This window comes from Streptococcus sp. HMSC073A12 (assembly GCF_001812815.1).
GTDB classification, from domain to species: domain Bacteria; phylum Bacillota; class Bacilli; order Lactobacillales; family Streptococcaceae; genus Streptococcus; species Streptococcus vaginalis.
In genome coordinates this window covers 302,733-319,783 of the sequence record NZ_KV810527.1, presented here as the reverse complement: position 1 = coordinate 319,783, position 17,051 = coordinate 302,733, and the positions used below count along the sequence as shown (strand labels likewise).

Sequence of the window (17,051 nt, the reverse complement as noted above, 5' to 3'; positions counted from 1 at the left end):
TAACCGTTTGGTCTTTAGCCTTAGGTTCGTTCTTATCCGCATCTGGAGTTGGAGTCACTAATGTTTTTTCTAGATCAGAAACCTCTGTTATTTTATTATCAATATCTGCTTGTGTCTTGGGATTAATATCGATATCTGTTTTAATGTCATCTAACCCTGTTAAAACTTTATTGCGACTTTCCTCATCCCATTTAGGGTCCTTCGCATTCTTTTCAACTTCATCTATTTTAGCTCTCAATTCTGAAGAATTGTAAATTGTCAATGAAACACTTACAATATCTACCTGTCCATCAGGTTTTAAGTGATTACTTCCGTCTGCTTCAAATATAGTATAATTGATTGTAGCTTGTCCAATATTAGTCAATTCAGAAGGTTGCGTGAAATAACGACCGCCTTGTCTAATGACATACTGAGCTGTAAGAGTAGGTGGATTTAACGTAATTAATTGTAATGGGTCTATTTTTCCATTTTTTACATCATATAAATCTATGTAAGCTCTGCCATTCTTAATGTTTTTAGTCATTTTTGTGTTTAACGTAGCAGCACTTCCTGGAATTACTTCAGCCGCAAATACTGTACTTACAGAAGTATTAAGCTGTCCTTGAACAACTCCCCCTAAAAAACTAAGACCTATCAATACAGACGCTACACCAACTTTAAATTTCTTAATCGAAAAACGCTGTTTCGTCTGTGCGACATCATAATTTCTTTGATCATATTTCCTAAGCATAACTTGCCTCCTTTTCAAAATTTAAAATAAAGTAACTAACAACAGCTATTTGCTATTTATATTTTACTCTATTAAAGGTTTTGGAGCTTTACATTATCTTGATAAATGTGAACTATTATTTGAATTTGTATTGTATACTCGTGGTACTAGTTAAATGCCCTGTTGTAAAATGAAGAGCAATATGGTCCTTTCTCGATGTTGACTTTTCCTTACCCACTACAGTTGACATTGAGTCCTAAATCCTTACAATAATTATTTGTCCAATTTTCGAGGCGGTTTACCTCTAACTAATACTAGCTTTTTATTACTTGCAATTAAATAGCCTCTCCAGCCAACCGATAAATCGTTTCAGCATAAATATCCATTGCGTTATATAGATCGTCAATCACAGTTCGTTCATTCGCTTGATGTTCTGTTTGCAAAGCACCAGGGAAAAGTGCACCAAAAGCTACACAATTTGGCATAGTACGAGCAAATGTAGCACCGCCAGAAGACACAGCAGGGCTATCATCATTGGTTTTTTCTTTATAGACAGCCATTAAGGTGCTGACCAATTCACTATCAAGTGGCACATATAACGGTGCAAGATAGTCAAATTCTTCATAACGTAATTGATATTTTTCAGCAATTTGACTTAGTTCTCGTACTAATTTATATTTGTCAGCAAGAACTGGAATCCGCAAATCAATCCGAATCTCGGACTCGTCTTGATTTATAGTTAACCCAGAAACATTGAACGACAACGTTCCTGAAGGCTCATCTGAAATTTCACCAAACAAGCTGCTGCCTGTAGCATCTTCACCAACTGCTTCAGCCATAAATTGAATAGTAGAGTGTTGAACAAGTGGATTTAGCCCCATTGCCAAACGTACAATAGCATTCACTCCCTCAGCTGCATCTTTTGAATGCTTAGGGACACCAATGACTGTTACTGTATCTGCAGTTCGTTCGTATTCAAAAGCCTGTTTTTTCAATTCAGCTTCTAATGAATCTGCTAAATTTCCCGTATAGCTTGCTTTTGCAGGTACAACATTAAAAGCTTCTCCTGCTTCAATAGCAAGTTCTTGCGAACCTGAACCATGTAACTTAACCTGCAGTAAACCTTTTTCAGCATAGGTCAGCGGGAAAGAAGAATCCGGTGCAAAACCAAGCGTTGCTGTTTCCTCCAGCTCATTGTAACGAGCCATACAGCGCCACAGCGTTTCTTCGTCTGTACCATAGATAAAACGAATCCGCTTGTTAAATGTCACACCCGCATCCATCAGTGCTTTAACAGCATAAAGTGCAGCTAGGGACGGACCTTTATCGTCCTGAACCCCACGCCCATGTATCCAACCATCTTTTATCGTCGCTTCAAATGGAGAAGTTTCCCAATCAGACAAATCTCCCGCAGGAACAACGTCTAAATGGCAGAGAACGGCCAGGAGTTCTTCTCCCTGACCAATTTCTGCATATCCATAATAGCCTTTAGGATCAATGTAAGTTTTAAAACCTAAACTCCTAGTGAGATCTAGCATTTTTTCTAAGACGTTTTGAATAGATTGTCCGAAAGGTGTTCCGTTTTCTCCTTCATTAAGAACTGATGGGTAGGAAACGATTGTTTTCAGCGATTCTAAATAATCAGACTTAATTTCTTCGGTTAAAAATTGTTTCATAGAGAACACCTCATTAATTTCTTATTATAAGAAAGTTCCTAAAATAAGAAGTAGAATACTTACTACAAAGATTCCCGCAACCAATTTTGCAACGAATTTCCACCAAGTACCCAAATCAATACGTCCAAGAGCAAGAGCTCCCATTACGATACCAGATGTTGGAGTAAGAAGGTTCAAAAGACCGGAAGCTGATTGGTAAGCAGTGATAATCAAGCTTGCTGGAACGTTGACGAATTTTCCAAGAGGTGCCATGATACCCATTGTTGCACTGGCAAGACCAGATGTTGATGGGATAAGGAATGACATTGGCAGATAGAAAATGTAAGTCAATACGATAAATACTTGAGATGATAGACCTTTCAGTCCTACTTCACCCCAGTGAAGGATTGTAGCAGTAATCATACCGTCGTTCATGATAACTTGAATACCACGCGCAACAGCTACGATAAGCGCAACACTTAGAAGATCAGCCGCACCATTGATAAAGACAGTGATAAAGCGGCTTTCTTTCATGCGGTAAACAAAACCAATGATGATACCCATTACCATAAAGAGCATTGCCCCTTCTGGGAAGTACCAGGTACCCAAAGCAGATGTTGAACTACCAACAATCTTACCAATGAACGGAAGTCCAATCAACCATTTATTGAAACTTTCAAAAATAGTTACCTTCAAGTCTGTCCATGGAATGAAACTCATAATCATGAGAACAAAGGTCAAGACAAAGAGTACCAACACTTGTTTTTGTTTCTTGCTAAGAGTGGATTCTACATTAGCAACTGCATCTACATTGAAATGTTTTAAATCTTCTTCACGATGACTGTAAACCAAAGATTTTGTAGGATCTTTTTGAATCTTATCCGCATAACGATAAACGAAATACGTACCAAGTGCTGTCATTACAACAAAGAAGATTAACCGAAGAACGATACCGTCACCAGTACCTACACCTGCTGTCGCAGAAGCTATACCTGTAGCAAATGGATTCAGAGTAGAAGCCAAACATCCAATTTGAGAACCAAGAAGGATAATAGCCACCGCAGTCAAACTATCAAATCCTACTGCCATCATAACTGGCACAAGAAGTGGATAGAAAGCCATGGTTTCTTCACCCATACCATAAGTGGATCCGCCAAGAGCAAACAAAGGCATCAAGACTAAAATCAACATCTTTTCGCGGCCTTTGTACTTCTTCACGATAGAAGCAATCCCTACATCAAGGGCACCTGTTTCGTTGACAACACCAAGGAAACCACCAACCATCAGAATAAAGAAGGCAACATCAATTGCTGCTGATGTTGGTTCTTTCCCAAGCATAGCACGAATCGGAGCCATTAAGACATCCCAAATCCCTTGCGGATTTTGAGCAACAGTCTTATAGGTTCCTGTAATTAGATTACCAGACTTATCAGCATCATATTGACCAGCTGGAATAATCCAGGTCAATACTGCCATAATGGCAATGATAATCATCAAAACGGTATAAGATGACGGCATCTTAAACCCTTTTTTTGCTTTTTCACTCATTTGTTTTCCTCCTAAATGTAACAAATTGTAAAAATTTAACCGAATCCCATTTTAAGAAAGCGTTTCCTTTGACTATATTTTAACATATTCAAATGAAAAATACTAGTCATTTTCAAAAAAATTATCATTTTACAACAGTAAAATAGACTTAAAGAAAGCAAATCTAAAAATAGGAAACACCGACATTGTTTTAAAAAGTTTTATTACAGTCTTAAACTTATAAATGATAACACTCTGTTATCCTTTTTCAATAATCGTTCCGCTTTCAGACTCAATTAAAGCACCTAAGTTTTCAAGAGAAGTAATGACAGCTTCGCCTTCTGGTCGATCATTTACAAAGGCAATAGCTGCTTGCACTTTAGGTAACATACTTCCTGGTGCAAACTGTTCTTGCTTGATGTATTCTTCAAGCTGAGCTACATTAACACGCTCTAACTTAGCTTGATCTGGTTTATTGTAGTTCACATAAACATAGTCAACACCTGTCAAGACAATGAAAAGATCTGCTTCGACCAATTCAGCCAGACATTGTGAAGCAAAGTCTTTGTCAATTACTGCTTCTACGCCGGCAAGATGACCATTGTCTTCCTTGATAACAGGAATGCCGCCACCACCAGCAGCCACAACGACATGTCCTGCATTGATGAGTGTACGAATAGTTTCAATTTCTTTGATTCCAACTGGTTTTGGTGAAGCAACTACTTTTCTCCAGCCACGTCCAGCATCTTCTTTGAAAGTAGCTCCACTCTTTTCAGCTTCTGCTTTTGCTTCTTCCTCTGTGTAGAATGGTCCGATTGGTTTGCTCAAATTTGTGAAAGCTGGGTCGTTTTTGTCAACCACGACTTGTGTCACAACAGAAGCAACTTCTTTTTCAATCCCTTCTTCACGTAAAGCATTTTGAAGAGCATTTTGCAACCAGTAGCCGATACTTCCTTCTGTCATCGCAACGAGCGAATCAAGCGGGAATGCTGGATTTTTTTCAGAATCTGCTGCTAAATGTTGCAATAAAAGATTTCCAACTTGCGGTCCATTTCCATGAGTGATAATCAAGTCATCACCATTTTTAATCAATTTTACAAGATGACTTGCTGTTTCTGCTAATGCTTCTTGTTGTGCTTTAGCTGATGGATCAGATGAAAGGATGGCATTTCCTCCCAAAGCCACAACGATTTTCCGATTTGCCATAAATAATTAGCCTCCTTAGAGTTTTCTCATTATAGTGTTTCAATTTCATTTTAGTAGTCCAAGATAGAATCCAGCTGCAACAAACGTAGGAATGAGGTTAGAATAGCATTGTCTCAGACTACATTTCTCTGAGAGTGACTGCATCAGTAATTATAGTTGTTTGTTCTATCGCCTTTTTCCTCTATTAACATCATACTAAAATGAACACAAGAACTATCAAAAATGAGGACTGGACTAAAGCTATTAGTCGCAGCCCTCATAGCTGTTGGTAAACGGTTTTGGTTTTAAATTATACTTTTGGAATATAAAGGTTACCAAGAGTTGCTGCCATAACTGCTTTAATAGTATGCATACGGTTTTCAGCTTGGTCAAATTGGCGAGCGTATTTGCTGCGGAATACTTCGTCAGTTACTTCCATTTCTTCAACGCCGAATTTTTCAGCAACATCTTTACCATAAACAGTATTTGTATCATGGAAAGCTGGTAAGCAGTGCAAGAAGATCAAATCTTCATTGTCAGCTTTCTTAATCAAATCCATATTTACTTGATAAGGTTTCAACAGTGCAACACGTTCTGCAAATTTGTCTTCTTCACCCATAGATACCCAAACGTCTGTGTAAAGGACATCCGCACCTTTAACAGCTTCATCTGCATTGTCAGTAATTAAGACATGTGCGCCACTTTCTTTCGCATATCCTTCTGCCAATTTCACAATATCTTCAGCTGGGAAGAGTTCTTTTGGAGAAAAGATATGAACATTTACACCGAGGATAGCACCTGTTACAAGGAGACTGTTTGCAACGTTATTGCGTCCGTCACCACAGTAGACAAGAGTCAAACCTTCCAAACGCCCAAAGTTTTCTTGAACTGTCAAATAGTCAGCTAACATTTGAGTTGGATGCCATTCGTCTGTCAAACCATTCCATACAGGAACGCCTGAAAATTCTGCTAGTTCTTCTACCATACGTTGGCTAAATCCACGGAATTCAATCCCGTCAAACATACGTCCCAATACTTTAGCTGTATCTTCAGTAGATTCTTTCTTGCCAAGCTGAATGTCGTTAGCTCCTAGATATTCTGGATGAGCGCCAAGATCAATCGCTGCTGTTGTGAAAGCTGCACGAGTACGAGTTGAAGTTTTTTCAAACAAGAGAGCAATATTTTTACCTGCTAGGTAGTGATGTTCAATATTGCGTTTCTTCAAATCTTTCAAGTGAGCTGCTAAACCAATAAGGTATTCTAATTCTGCACGTGTAAAATCTTTTTCTGCCAAGAAGCTGCGTCCTTGGAACACTGAGTTTGTCATTCTATTATTTCCTCTTTCTAATCTTAAAGTTCTTCACGTTCAAATGGCATTGACATACAACGAGGTCCACCACGACCGCGAACCAATTCACTTCCGCGAATCTTAATCAAACGAAGTCCGTATTCTTCAAGAATCTTATTTGTAACAACGTTACGGTCATATACCACTACTACACCTGGTGCTATTGTAAGGGTGTTTGAACCGTCGTTCCATTGTTCACGAGCAGCTGCAACAGCATTTCCGCCACCGCAACGAATCAAATGAACTTTATCAATACCAAGATTCTTAGCTAACAATTCAGCCAAATCGCCTTTTTCTTCTGCAATATGAAGTTTTTCATTTTCATAAGTAACAGAGTAAACGCGAAGGTCGCCTTCAATTTCTGGGTGAATCGTGAATTTGTCATAGTCAACCATTGTGAAGACTGTATCTAAGTGCATGAATTTACGATTATTAGCAAATTCAAATGCAATCACTTTCTTAAAGCCAACATTCTTCTTGAAGATATTAACCAAAAGTTTTTCAATAGATGCTGCGTCTGTACGTTGTGAAATACCTACTGCAAGGACATCTTTAGAAAGAACGAGTTCATCTCCACCTTCAATACGAGTTGTTTCTTCACGGTTATAAACCAAGTCAACATTGCCACCATATACTGGGTGGTATTTGAAAATGTATTTACCATAAAGTGTTTCACGATTACGTGTATCTGAGTACATGTGGTTCAATGACACCGCATTACCAATTGTAGCAAATGGGTCACGTGTGAAATAAAGGTTTGGCATTGGGTCAATGGCAAATGGATAGTCTGATTCTACCAAGTCAGTCAGTCCTTTAGCTTCTTCAGGAATTTCTGGCAATTCTGCTTTTTGGAAGCCTGCCATTGTCTTTTCAACCAACTCAAGGTTATCTTCTATACCATGAAGAATGTCGCGAATAGCAACTTTTGTTTGTGCTCCGCGAATATTTGCTTCGTCAAGATATTCTTCAATAAATTCGTTACGAATTTCTGGAGAAATCAATGATTCAGCAGTCAATTTTTCGAGGTAAAGAACTTCAATACCTTCTTTACGTAGAGCGTCTGCGAATGCATCGTGTTCTTTTTGAGCATCTTCCAAGAATGGAATATCGTCAAAAAGTAGACGTTCCAAATGGTCTGGCATCAAGTTTTCCAACTCTTTACCAGGACGATGTAGCATAACTTTTTTCAGTTTTCCTATTTCTGAGAAAACATGAATAGGATGTGTAGACATCTTATGTCCTCCTCTTTTTTTCTTTGTGACTTAAGTTTCCTTAAGTTCTATTTACATGTCATATTGTAATATCTTTTGTTTTCGCTTTCACAATCAATTATACATTTAAAATGCCAAATCCTTTGCTTTTTTTAAAAGAAATTCAGATATTTCTCCAAAATAAAACGCTTTCTATAAATATTTTATGCATTTTATTGATTTTATGAATAATTATTTTTTAGAAACAAATGAAGTTTTTGAGGATATTTTTAAATGTTTAGGTTTCTAAATTAAAAAAGGACCAAAAATTGCTTTTTGGACTGCAATTCTGTCCTTCTTTTCTACATATCTTCAAAATACTTTAAAAAGTATTCTTTATTCAAAAAGACGAGTTTCTTTCGATTATATTGAATAATGTTTTCTTCTGTCAATTTTTTCAACACTTGATTAACTGTTTCACGAGTGGTCGCCCCCAACTTGGCTAACTCTTTCATACTAAGGGCAAAAGGAATATCATCTCTATCTTGACAAAAATCAATACATAAAATTGAAATCACTTGGATAACTCGCTCTGTCGCACTCGCTAAAACGGAATTTCGCAAGCGTAATTCATGGAAACGCAAAATATTTGATAACTTATGCGTAATGAATAACATTTGCTCTATAATTTGTTTGGAATAGTATTCATACAAGTCAACAGGAATCGAAAAGTATTCTAAATCCGTCACAGAAATCCCAGAATAATGATAATCTTTATCTTCAAACATGCCACCATAAGGAAACATGGTATTTTCTTTCACATAATCAATGTAATTAAACGAATCTGTCTGATCATACTGCTCAATCCGAACATAACCCTTATAAATCAAAAAAAGTCGCTCTCGCTTATCTCCAGAAAAGAAAATAATTTGCCCTTTTGGCACTTTGCGAAATTGAATTTCAACCGCTATTTTATCAAAATGTTCAACTGGTAAATTTTCAAAAGCAGGATGTTCCCTAATGTAACGATAATGCTCTTTGTTAATCATGATATCCTTGTGATCCTTTTTTACATTCTGTTCTTATTATAACACAAAAGGGCTTCAATCTTAAAGAGAACCCTTACATTTTTCTGAAATTTGTTCTTTTTACAACGTGTCCTTCACCCTATAAATATATGCATCTTAATTCATATTCACTCGATGCCATTCATTGATGACATAGGCCAATTGTCCAACTTGCGTAATACCAACGCCGCTAATCTCATCGCTTTCGGAAGTCGTTCCCCCTAGACCTGCTGTATAAAGGGCAATCAAATAAGACTTTGCTTCACATACAACTGCGTCTATATTCAGGGCTTCTGCAACGTAACCTGGCTTTTGGTAGATTGGAATATCTCTTACATATCGTTTATAGTATTCGTTTGGAAAAGATTCACCGATATAATACAAAATCTCTTTATACTTCTCCTGATGTTTCCAAAGATAATCCAATACCTGAATATAATAATCCGTCGTTGTTTGATTCTGTTGGTTGATTGTCTTAATCTCGCCCTTTCCTTTTCCATAGCGCTGATACATCGTATAGGCTTTATCCAAGCCACCTAAGCGTTCTGCTAAAGCATAAGCAGGTGTATTTTCAGAATAGAGAAGAGAGTATTCCTGCATCTCAGGAATGTTCATTGTCCCATTAAATGCCGCTACGTAATTATTGTGTTCACCGATATATTCATAGCGAGTATGTGTAATATCAAACCGCTCGGTTAGTGATAAATTTCCCTTTTCTACCTCATCAACGACCAACATATTTAATGGCAATTTGTAAGTTGAGCCTGCTGTCATCGGCTGCGTCTCATTCATAGCATAGGTTTGCCCACTCGTTAAATCCTTATAAGAAAATGCAACTTGTGAATGTTCAATACCCATTTCATCAAGATAAGCCTGTACAACTTGAACCAAATTTAGATTGGCATAATCATAATACAAACCATAGGCACTCATTACCGGCAAATCAGCTTCCATGACCTTCTGCTTTTCTTCCATACTTTTTATTGGAACACGAGTGGCTGGTTTTGACTCTTTTGACGGACTTTTTTCTTTTCTTGACTAACTGTGTAACTTTTAGCTACCTTCGTATGATGTGGCTTTCTAGCTTGCCCAAAGTGCACAGTACTTAACACCAACACACCACACATCATAAAGCAACCAAGCAAACAAAGAATTATTGTCTTTTTACTCACGCACTTCTCCTAACTTATATACCTCATTATATAGGAAGAATGAAAAAATGACAAGATATGATAAACAGAATCATCAATTATTTTCAACTTCCTTTATTGTATATATACAGTATAAAGTAACAATTCTAGTTCATTTAAAATAAGCCTGAATGGTAGCTTTCACATCCTAAATAGTGTTTTTTAACCATTTAAGACATCAGAACTACCATTTAAGATTAAAATACTCTTTTTCTTGCGTATTTTGAGAAAATAACATTACAAAACGAAAGGAAAACATTATAGTGAATTTTAAAAAATCGTTTGTTCCACAAATAGATGCTAGAGATTGTGGTGTTGCTGCTCTGGCTTCCATTGCTAAATACTATGGTTCAAATTATTCTTTAGCACACTTGAGAGAGCTCGCAAAGACAAACAAAGAAGGGACAACTGCACTTGGAATTGTCAAAGTAGCAAAAGAAATGGGCTTTGAAACCCGACCAATCCAAGCAGACATGACATTGTTTGATACAGAAGAGCTTCCCTATCCTTTCATCGCACATGTCAACAAAGACGGCAAGCTTCAACACTATTATGTCGTTTATAAAAACGAGCAAAAGCACTTGCTTATCGGTGATCCTGATCCAACTGTCAAAATAACTAAGATTAGCAAAGAACAATTTACTAAAGAATGGACAGGTGTTGCTATCTTTCTCGCCCCAAAACCTAGCTATAAACCTCATAAGGATAAGAAAAATGGACTTGCTAGCTTTTTACCACTCATCTTTAAACAGCGTTCTTTGATTTTTTATATTGTCTTAGCTAGTTTGCTCGTGACCCTCATCAACATTGTTGGCTCCTATTATCTGCAAAGTGTTTTGGACGAATACATCCCAAATCAGATGAAATCAACTCTTGGGATTATTTCGATTGGACTTATCATTGCCTACATCTTACAGCAAATGATGAGTTTTTCAAGAGACTACCTGCTAACAGTACTCAGTCAACGATTAACAATTGATGTGATTTTGTCTTATATTCGGCATATTTTTGAATTGCCAATGTCCTTTTTTGCGATGAGACGCACTGGAGAGATTATTTCTCGTTTTACAGATGCCAACTCTATTATTGATGCTCTAGCTTCAACTATCCTGTCTTTCTTTCTTGATTTGTTCATTGTGATGATTGTCGGTAGTGTTCTTTTACTGCAAAATGTCAATCTCTTTTTACTAACTTTGCTTGCAATTCCTATCTACGCTCTCATTATTTTTGTTTTTATGAAGCCCTTTGAAAAAATGAATAACGATGTTATGCAAAGCAATGCTATGGTAAATTCTGCCATTATCGAAGATATCAATGGAATTGAAACTATTAAATCCTTAACCAGTGAAGAAAGTCGTTACCAGAAGATTGATAGCGAGTTTGTTGATTATCTGGATAAAACTTTCAAATTAAGTAAATATTCCATTATGCAGACCGCTCTCAAACAAGGAGCACAATTTGTTTTGAATGTGGTCATTCTCTGGGTTGGATCGTCCTTAGTCATGTCTCAAAAGATTTCAATTGGTCAACTGATTACTTTTAATGCACTCCTTTCGTATTTTACAAGCCCGCTTGAAAGTATTATCAATCTTCAAACCAAACTGCAATCAGCTAAAGTTGCCAATCATCGACTGAATGAAGTTTATCTGGTAGAATCCGAATTCAAAACCAAACAAGTCCTTACGGAGAAAAATTTCTTAGCTGGTGATATTACTTTTCATAACGTCTCCTATAAATATGGCTTTGGACGAGATACTTTATCAGATATTAGTTTAACTATCAAGAAGGGAGATAAAATCAGTCTTTTCGGTATTAGCGGTTCGGGAAAAACAACACTTGCTAAGATGATTGTTCATTTTTATGAGCCTTATCAAGGACAAATTCGCCTCAATGGAAATGACCTCAAGACAATTGATAAGAAAGTTCTTCGGCAATATATCAACTACTTACCTCAGCAAGCTTACATCTTTAGTGGTTCCATTCTAGACAACCTCACATTAGGAGCCGATCAAACAGTTTCTCAATCAGATATTCTTCGTGCCTGTGAAATTGCAGAAATTCGTTCAGATATCGAACAAATGCCCATGGGATACCAGACAGAATTGTCTGACGGAGCTGGATTATCTGGTGGACAAAAGCAACGAATTGCACTTGCACGCGCTCTGCTGACGAAATCTCCCATTCTCATTTTAGATGAAGCAACGAGTGGATTAGATGTTTTAACAGAGAAAAAAGTCATTGATAATCTCATGAAATTACCCGACAAAACCATTATTTTTGTTGCTCATCGTCTCAGCATTTCAAAGCGTACAAATCAGATTATCGTCCTTGACCAAGGAAAAGTGACTGAAATTGGTTCTCATACTGAATTGATAGGAAGAAAAGGTTTTTATTATCATCTATTTAATAAATAAGGAGTAAATTATGAATCCCAATCTGTTTAAAAGTGCAGAATTTTATCATCGAAGATACCACAACTTTGCGACTGTTCTCATTCTGCCTTTGGTAGTCTTCGCTCTATTTCTTGTCCTCTTTTCCTTTGTCGGGCAAAAAGAAGTGACTGTCAAATCCATTGGCGAAATCACACCAACGAAAGTCATTACCATGATTCAGTCAACTAGTGACAATACGGTTCTGACCAATCATTTAGCTGAAAATAAGACCGTCACCAAAGGAGAGCTGTTGGTTCAATATACAAAAAATATAGATTCTTCTCAACAAACAACCATTGAAACGCAACTTGCCACTTACCAGCGCCAAAAAGCAGAATTAGAAACATTAAAAAACAGTTTACATCAGGGAACAAATCTTTTTACAGGCAAAGATGAGTTTGGCTATGCCAACACATTTAACATTTTTATCAAACAATCAGAAGATTTAACTATCGGCATTTCAAAAAATAATTCTGAAGTTAGTAAGCAAGTGTCTTTAACCAATCAAACAATTGCTACTATTGATCAGCAAATGAACGAATTAACAAAACAAATCAATGATTATCATGAATTGTATAATGCCATTTCTAGCAATGCCTCAAATTTCCCAAAAAGCAATCCTCATCAAGCAACCTTTAACTTATATAAAAATGAATATCACGTCAAACATGATTCGTCAACTACAAATCAATACTTAGCTCAAATTGATACAAAGATATCCAGCCTAAATTCTTCCATTGCCAATCTAAAGATTCAAAAAGCTGGCACTAGAACTGCGACGACCTATGATAATAGCCTTTCGACTAAGATTGAGGTACTTCGCACACAATTTATCCAAACAGCAGACCAACAGTTAGCAAGTCTTACGACACAAATTACTGATTTGCAAAATCAATTGAACCAAGCAAATGCTCAGCTTCAAAACAATCAGTTAACTGCTCCTGAAACAGGTATTCTTCATATCAGCAGTACGCTCAAAGGAAAGACTTTACTACCAAAAGGAACGGAAATTGCTCAGATTTATCCAGATATTACGAAAACAAAAGAAGTTCTTATCACCTATTACGTTCCTTCAACCTATATGACCAATTTAAAAAAGGGACAAACTTCCCGCCTTACTCTAGAAAAAATTGGAAATCAGACAATCACTATTATCGGTAAAATTAACAGCATTGACACTTCTGCTACTGAAACAAAACAGGAAAACCTGTTTAAAATCACTGCAAAAGCCTCCGTATCTAAAAAAGATAGCCAAATCTTGAAGTACGGTTTGCAAGGACGAGTAACGAGTGTCATTGCGAAAAAATCATTCTTTCATTACTACAAAGATAAACTGTTAAACAACGTTGAATGATCGTTTAAGACGAAATCAATTCCGTTTAAGATCCAATGATACACAAAGCAAAATTTAGTTTATAATAAATTTATCAAAAAGGGGGGTCCTATTATGGACAAAGAACAAACACTTAATCACTTTCATACTCTCACAGACCAAGAACTTGAACAAATTGTTGGTAGTGGCTGGTTAGAGAAGCTACTTTCTCCTTACTTAAATAAATATAAATTAGGTCAATCCAGCCAAACTAATTTAGGATAATATACAAAATCATTACTGAATTTAATTACAGTAATGATTTCCTTTTATTTGAATCTCAATTGTCTGACGAAAACAATAATTTTGACTAGTTGTATTAAGCGAAACATTAGGATATCTATCCAAAATAGATATTACATTATGCAGTCCCACTCCTCTCGTACCCCCTTTCGAACTAACTCCCAAGTCAAAGATTTGTGAAATATCCACACTTTCTTCTTTTACTGAATTTTCAACGGAAAATATCTGCTTTTGTCCTGATGAAACATAGGCAATCGTCATATTTGGAGCAGCAGCTTCAATAGCATTATCGCACAAAACGGAGACAATAGTGATAAAGTCAACTAATTCCATTCCCTGTGAATAAATATCTTCTGGAATCTCCAATGAAACTGCCACATTATGTTCTTGAGCTTGTGCACACTTAGCTGCTAACAGGCTCTTTAAAGCATCATTTTTGATATGGATTAATCGTCCAATATCATACTTTGGATTACGAAAGTGCTTATTGGAATCTTTTAACACTGAGTCATAAACATTTTTTACAATTTCTATATCATTTTGCTCAATTCCTAATTTCAAAGTCGTTAAAATATTTGCGTAATCATGCCGAAAACTCCGAACTTCTGTATATAATCCCTCAAAATGATGACTGTAGTCTTTCAAATTTTTTAACTGCAAATCTTTTTGGAACATTAAATCACTTTGAATCCTTTCTCGTAAACGCTTATCCAAATAATTTGCAGCACTCATGAAAAGGATAAGATAAAAGACTACCAAACTTTCTCTAAAAACTAATGTTTGTGCACCACTCTCATTCTCTAAATAAGCCAAGATTTGAACAATTAAATGGTAAATTATCATACTCAAATTTACAAAGATTAAAACTTTTTTTATCTTTTTGGTCAATCAATTGAAATGATAATGTCTTAAAATTATATTGAATCAATCGTAAAAAAGGCAATACCATTAAAGCAGCCATAATCGATGTCATAATCGGCCCCAACAAACTTTTATTAAGTCTTACCACACCAAATCCAAATAAGGGAAATATAAAAAAGATTATCAAACGTTGTATCAAATTCCATAACGTAATCGGAAAAAGCCCATAAAAAATCTTTAATGTTTTACTATAAGACTTTCCAATAATCCAAGCAAATATCAAGGAATAGGTCGGACCTATTAAGTACGAAAATAAACTATTTGGGATAGCAGAAAAACTTATACTATAAAGTAAATTTGTTAAAATTGCTACTAGATATATTTTACTTGTTAATTTTTGGCCACTAACATAAGAAAAAAGAAACAATAACAGAAACATATCTAAAACTACTAATAATAGTTGTATTATCTATCATCTCCTCCGATGTAGGGCTGCAACTACTTCTAACAACCCCTTTAATTTTGTTCTTGCAATAAGGCAAGTAGCACCGTTTGGGAAATAAAGGATACGTTCTTTTTTCTCTATTCGAGCAATGTTCGCAGGGTTAACAACAAAGGAACGGTGACATTTATATAGCCGTTTTTCTTGCTCTAAAATATCTGAAAGATTAGCAGTAAATTCTGTCCGTCCTCTATATGTGTAAAGGACTAAGCGATGAGGGCGAGACGAAGTTTCTATATAAAGGATGTCTTTAAATGGAACTTGAATCTGTGCATTAGGAGACTCAAAAATAAAGGAGTCATCCGCCAGTCCTTTTCCCGTCATACTATTAGCGTGAAACAACGCAGTTTCTATCCGTGCTTTAAAGGCTTTATTGGATAAAGATTTGTCGATATAATCAAGAGCAGCAACCTGTAGTCGAAAAGCAGTGGGCATCAATTCAGAATGACTGGTTACAAACACGATGACTGCATAAGGAGCTATTTCGCGTATCTTTTTGGCAACATCTAAGCCCTTTTTTCTTCGGTTTTTATTTCAATATCTAAAAAGAAAACCTGATGGCTTCCCTTCTCAGATATGGCTTCTAGTAATTGTTTAGGTTTTCCAAAGACTTCAAAATTGTGATATTGTAGATGATGTTCTTCTAGAATCTCTTTAATAATCGTTTCAATGCGATATTGTTGCACAATGTTATCTTCTAATATAAAAATATTCCTTTCATGATTCTCCCTATCATATAATTTATTATATAAAAAGAATAAGAAATTCACAAAAATAAAATGAAAGAATATTTTGTATATTCAAAATAATTAAACAAAAATAAACAAGCTAATACCTATCAACTTGTTTTCACCTATTAAAAAAAGAAATGAAAATAAATCCAATTATAAATGATATACCAAATAGAAGCTATAAAAGTATATACATTCCATGATATATGAAAGAAAATCTGGAGTCGTATATTTTTACAATAACGATAAAATAGAGACATTGCAAACCCACTTAAGAAATAAAAGCTGAGATTGACCCAATCTCTTTGAAGTAAGACCATATGCCCCAATGCAAACAGACTAGCTGAAAATAAGACATCTAAATAATATTTTGACTTAACAAAAATACGAGACATGACATAACCTCGGTAAAAGAGTTCCTCAATTATTGGAGAAATCAACATTGTTATCAAAACGCTACAAATCTCAAATAGTTTACCCCCAGTCCAAATACCAACCTTACTATAAAGTTTTGCATTCATGGTTGTCCGAGCCATATACTGCACCAGCTCTTGTCTAATATGCGTTAAGAAGTAAAATATAAAACACAAAGCAAGCAACCCTAGTATATCTCCTCTACGGATCTTTTTCTTTTTAAAAATAGAATATAAATTTGCTCGTTTCAAGAGATAAATGATGAAGAATAGCAACAAAATCTCTTGAACCAACACCATCACACCAACTGCATCTAAATTCCACTTAAACAAAATAGCAATATGAAGCGCTACTGTTTCCGGAAAGCCAGCTAGCAAAATAGTGAAAAATATTAGAAAAATAAATGAACATGCTAGTTTCTTCATCACGTCTCCTGATTTTAATTATGGACGAACTCCATATGCCCATGCAGTCATACGTGCGTGTAAAGCTTGTGGGCTTAATGCTTGGCTATAATATGATGGTGGCGGAAACTCACCACGATATGCTTCAAAAGTGTATCCACCACCGTTATAGTTGGCTAAGTCTTGTTCCGACAATTATCTAAATGTTAAATGATTCATAG

Annotated in this window: 12 protein-coding genes and 2 pseudogenes; 3 read left to right on the top strand and 11 right to left on the bottom strand. The window is 35.9% G+C overall.

The window, feature by feature from the left end; genetic code table 11:
* The 8 genes and pseudogenes from HMPREF2876_RS02320 to HMPREF2876_RS02285 all read right to left on the bottom strand — a co-directional run.
* The coding region (locus tag HMPREF2876_RS02320; protein WP_070584074.1) for an alpha-like surface protein at positions 1 to 730 on the bottom strand (730 nt) is incomplete at its 3' end.
* Between the two features lie 314 nt (positions 731 to 1,044).
* Positions 1,045 to 2,385 carry a dipeptidase gene (locus HMPREF2876_RS02315; protein WP_070584071.1) on the bottom strand — a complete coding sequence of 447 codons (1,341 nt, stop codon included), beginning with the start codon at positions 2,383 to 2,385 and terminating at the stop codon, positions 1,045 to 1,047.
* A 24-nt stretch (positions 2,386 to 2,409) separates the two neighbouring features.
* On the bottom strand, positions 2,410 to 3,912 hold the full coding sequence (locus HMPREF2876_RS02310; RefSeq protein WP_070584069.1) for a YfcC family protein: 1,503 nt from the start codon (positions 3,910 to 3,912) through the stop codon (positions 2,410 to 2,412).
* A gap of 237 nt (positions 3,913 to 4,149) precedes the next feature.
* Positions 4,150 to 5,097 carry a carbamate kinase gene (gene arcC, locus HMPREF2876_RS02305; RefSeq protein ID WP_003025409.1) on the bottom strand — a complete coding sequence of 316 codons (948 nt, stop codon included), beginning with the start codon at positions 5,095 to 5,097 and terminating at the stop codon, positions 4,150 to 4,152.
* Positions 5,098 to 5,386: 289 nt separating this feature from the next.
* Positions 5,387 to 6,403 carry an ornithine carbamoyltransferase gene (argF, locus tag HMPREF2876_RS02300; RefSeq protein ID WP_003028184.1) on the bottom strand — a complete coding sequence of 339 codons (1,017 nt, stop codon included), beginning with the start codon at positions 6,401 to 6,403 and terminating at the stop codon, positions 5,387 to 5,389.
* Between the two features lie 23 nt (positions 6,404 to 6,426).
* The gene (gene arcA / locus HMPREF2876_RS02295) at positions 6,427 to 7,656 is read right to left on the bottom strand and encodes an arginine deiminase (protein ID WP_021001457.1); all 1,230 of its coding nucleotides are present in this window, start codon (positions 7,654 to 7,656) and stop codon (positions 6,427 to 6,429) included.
* A 320-nt stretch (positions 7,657 to 7,976) separates the two neighbouring features.
* On the bottom strand, positions 7,977 to 8,663 hold the full coding sequence (locus HMPREF2876_RS02290; protein WP_024051968.1) for a Crp/Fnr family transcriptional regulator: 687 nt from the start codon (positions 8,661 to 8,663) through the stop codon (positions 7,977 to 7,979).
* A 135-nt stretch (positions 8,664 to 8,798) separates the two neighbouring features.
* Positions 8,799 to 9,853, bottom strand: a pseudogene (locus HMPREF2876_RS02285) (serine hydrolase).
* Positions 9,854 to 10,134: 281 nt separating this feature from the next.
* Between HMPREF2876_RS02285 and HMPREF2876_RS02275 the strand changes: the two are divergent.
* From HMPREF2876_RS02275 to HMPREF2876_RS02265, 3 genes are all read left to right on the top strand, one after another.
* On the top strand, positions 10,135 to 12,285 hold the full coding sequence (locus tag HMPREF2876_RS02275; protein WP_070584065.1) for a peptide cleavage/export ABC transporter: 2,151 nt from the start codon (positions 10,135 to 10,137) through the stop codon (positions 12,283 to 12,285).
* 10 nt (positions 12,286 to 12,295) lie between these two features.
* Entirely contained in the window at positions 12,296 to 13,657 is a 1,362-nt protein-coding gene (locus HMPREF2876_RS02270; protein ID WP_070584063.1) for a bacteriocin secretion accessory protein, read from the top strand.
* Positions 13,658 to 13,750: 93 nt separating this feature from the next.
* On the top strand, positions 13,751 to 13,900 hold the full coding sequence (locus tag HMPREF2876_RS02265) for a ComC/BlpC family leader-containing pheromone/bacteriocin (protein WP_022526763.1): 150 nt from the start codon (positions 13,751 to 13,753) through the stop codon (positions 13,898 to 13,900).
* Positions 13,901 to 13,921: 21 nt separating this feature from the next.
* Here HMPREF2876_RS02265 and HMPREF2876_RS10825 read toward each other — a convergent pair whose 3' ends face one another.
* From HMPREF2876_RS10825 to HMPREF2876_RS02250, 3 genes and pseudogenes are all read right to left on the bottom strand, one after another.
* Entirely contained in the window at positions 13,922 to 14,761 is an 840-nt protein-coding gene (locus tag HMPREF2876_RS10825; protein WP_224784196.1) for a sensor histidine kinase, read from the bottom strand.
* 490 nt (positions 14,762 to 15,251) lie between these two features.
* Positions 15,252 to 15,991 (bottom strand): annotated as a pseudogene (locus HMPREF2876_RS02255) (response regulator transcription factor).
* A gap of 146 nt (positions 15,992 to 16,137) precedes the next feature.
* Entirely contained in the window at positions 16,138 to 16,851 is a 714-nt protein-coding gene (locus HMPREF2876_RS02250; RefSeq protein WP_070584061.1) for a CPBP family intramembrane glutamic endopeptidase, read from the bottom strand.
* Positions 16,852 to 17,051 lie beyond the last annotated feature (200 nt).

Excerpts from the sequence above, each read along its gene's own strand:
- HMPREF2876_RS02270 (WP_070584063.1), top strand. The coding sequence starts at position 12,296 with ATGAATCCCAATCTGTTTAAAAGTGCAGAATTTTATCATCGAAGATAC.
- HMPREF2876_RS02265 (WP_022526763.1), top strand. The coding sequence starts at position 13,751 with ATGGACAAAGAACAAACACTTAATCACTTTCATACTCTCACAGACCAA.
- HMPREF2876_RS10825 (WP_224784196.1), bottom strand. The coding sequence starts at position 14,761 with ATGATAATTTACCATTTAATTGTTCAAATCTTGGCTTATTTAGAGAAT.
- arcC (WP_003025409.1), bottom strand. The coding sequence starts at position 5,097 with ATGGCAAATCGGAAAATCGTTGTGGCTTTGGGAGGAAATGCCATCCTT.
- arcA (WP_021001457.1), bottom strand. The coding sequence starts at position 7,656 with ATGTCTACACATCCTATTCATGTTTTCTCAGAAATAGGAAAACTGAAA.
- argF (WP_003028184.1), bottom strand. The coding sequence starts at position 6,403 with ATGACAAACTCAGTGTTCCAAGGACGCAGCTTCTTGGCAGAAAAAGAT.
- HMPREF2876_RS02315 (WP_070584071.1), bottom strand. The coding sequence starts at position 2,385 with ATGAAACAATTTTTAACCGAAGAAATTAAGTCTGATTATTTAGAATCG.
- HMPREF2876_RS02290 (WP_024051968.1), bottom strand. The coding sequence starts at position 8,663 with ATGATTAACAAAGAGCATTATCGTTACATTAGGGAACATCCTGCTTTT.
- HMPREF2876_RS02250 (WP_070584061.1), bottom strand. The coding sequence starts at position 16,851 with ATGAAGAAACTAGCATGTTCATTTATTTTTCTAATATTTTTCACTATT.
- HMPREF2876_RS02310 (WP_070584069.1), bottom strand. The coding sequence starts at position 3,912 with ATGAGTGAAAAAGCAAAAAAAGGGTTTAAGATGCCGTCATCTTATACC.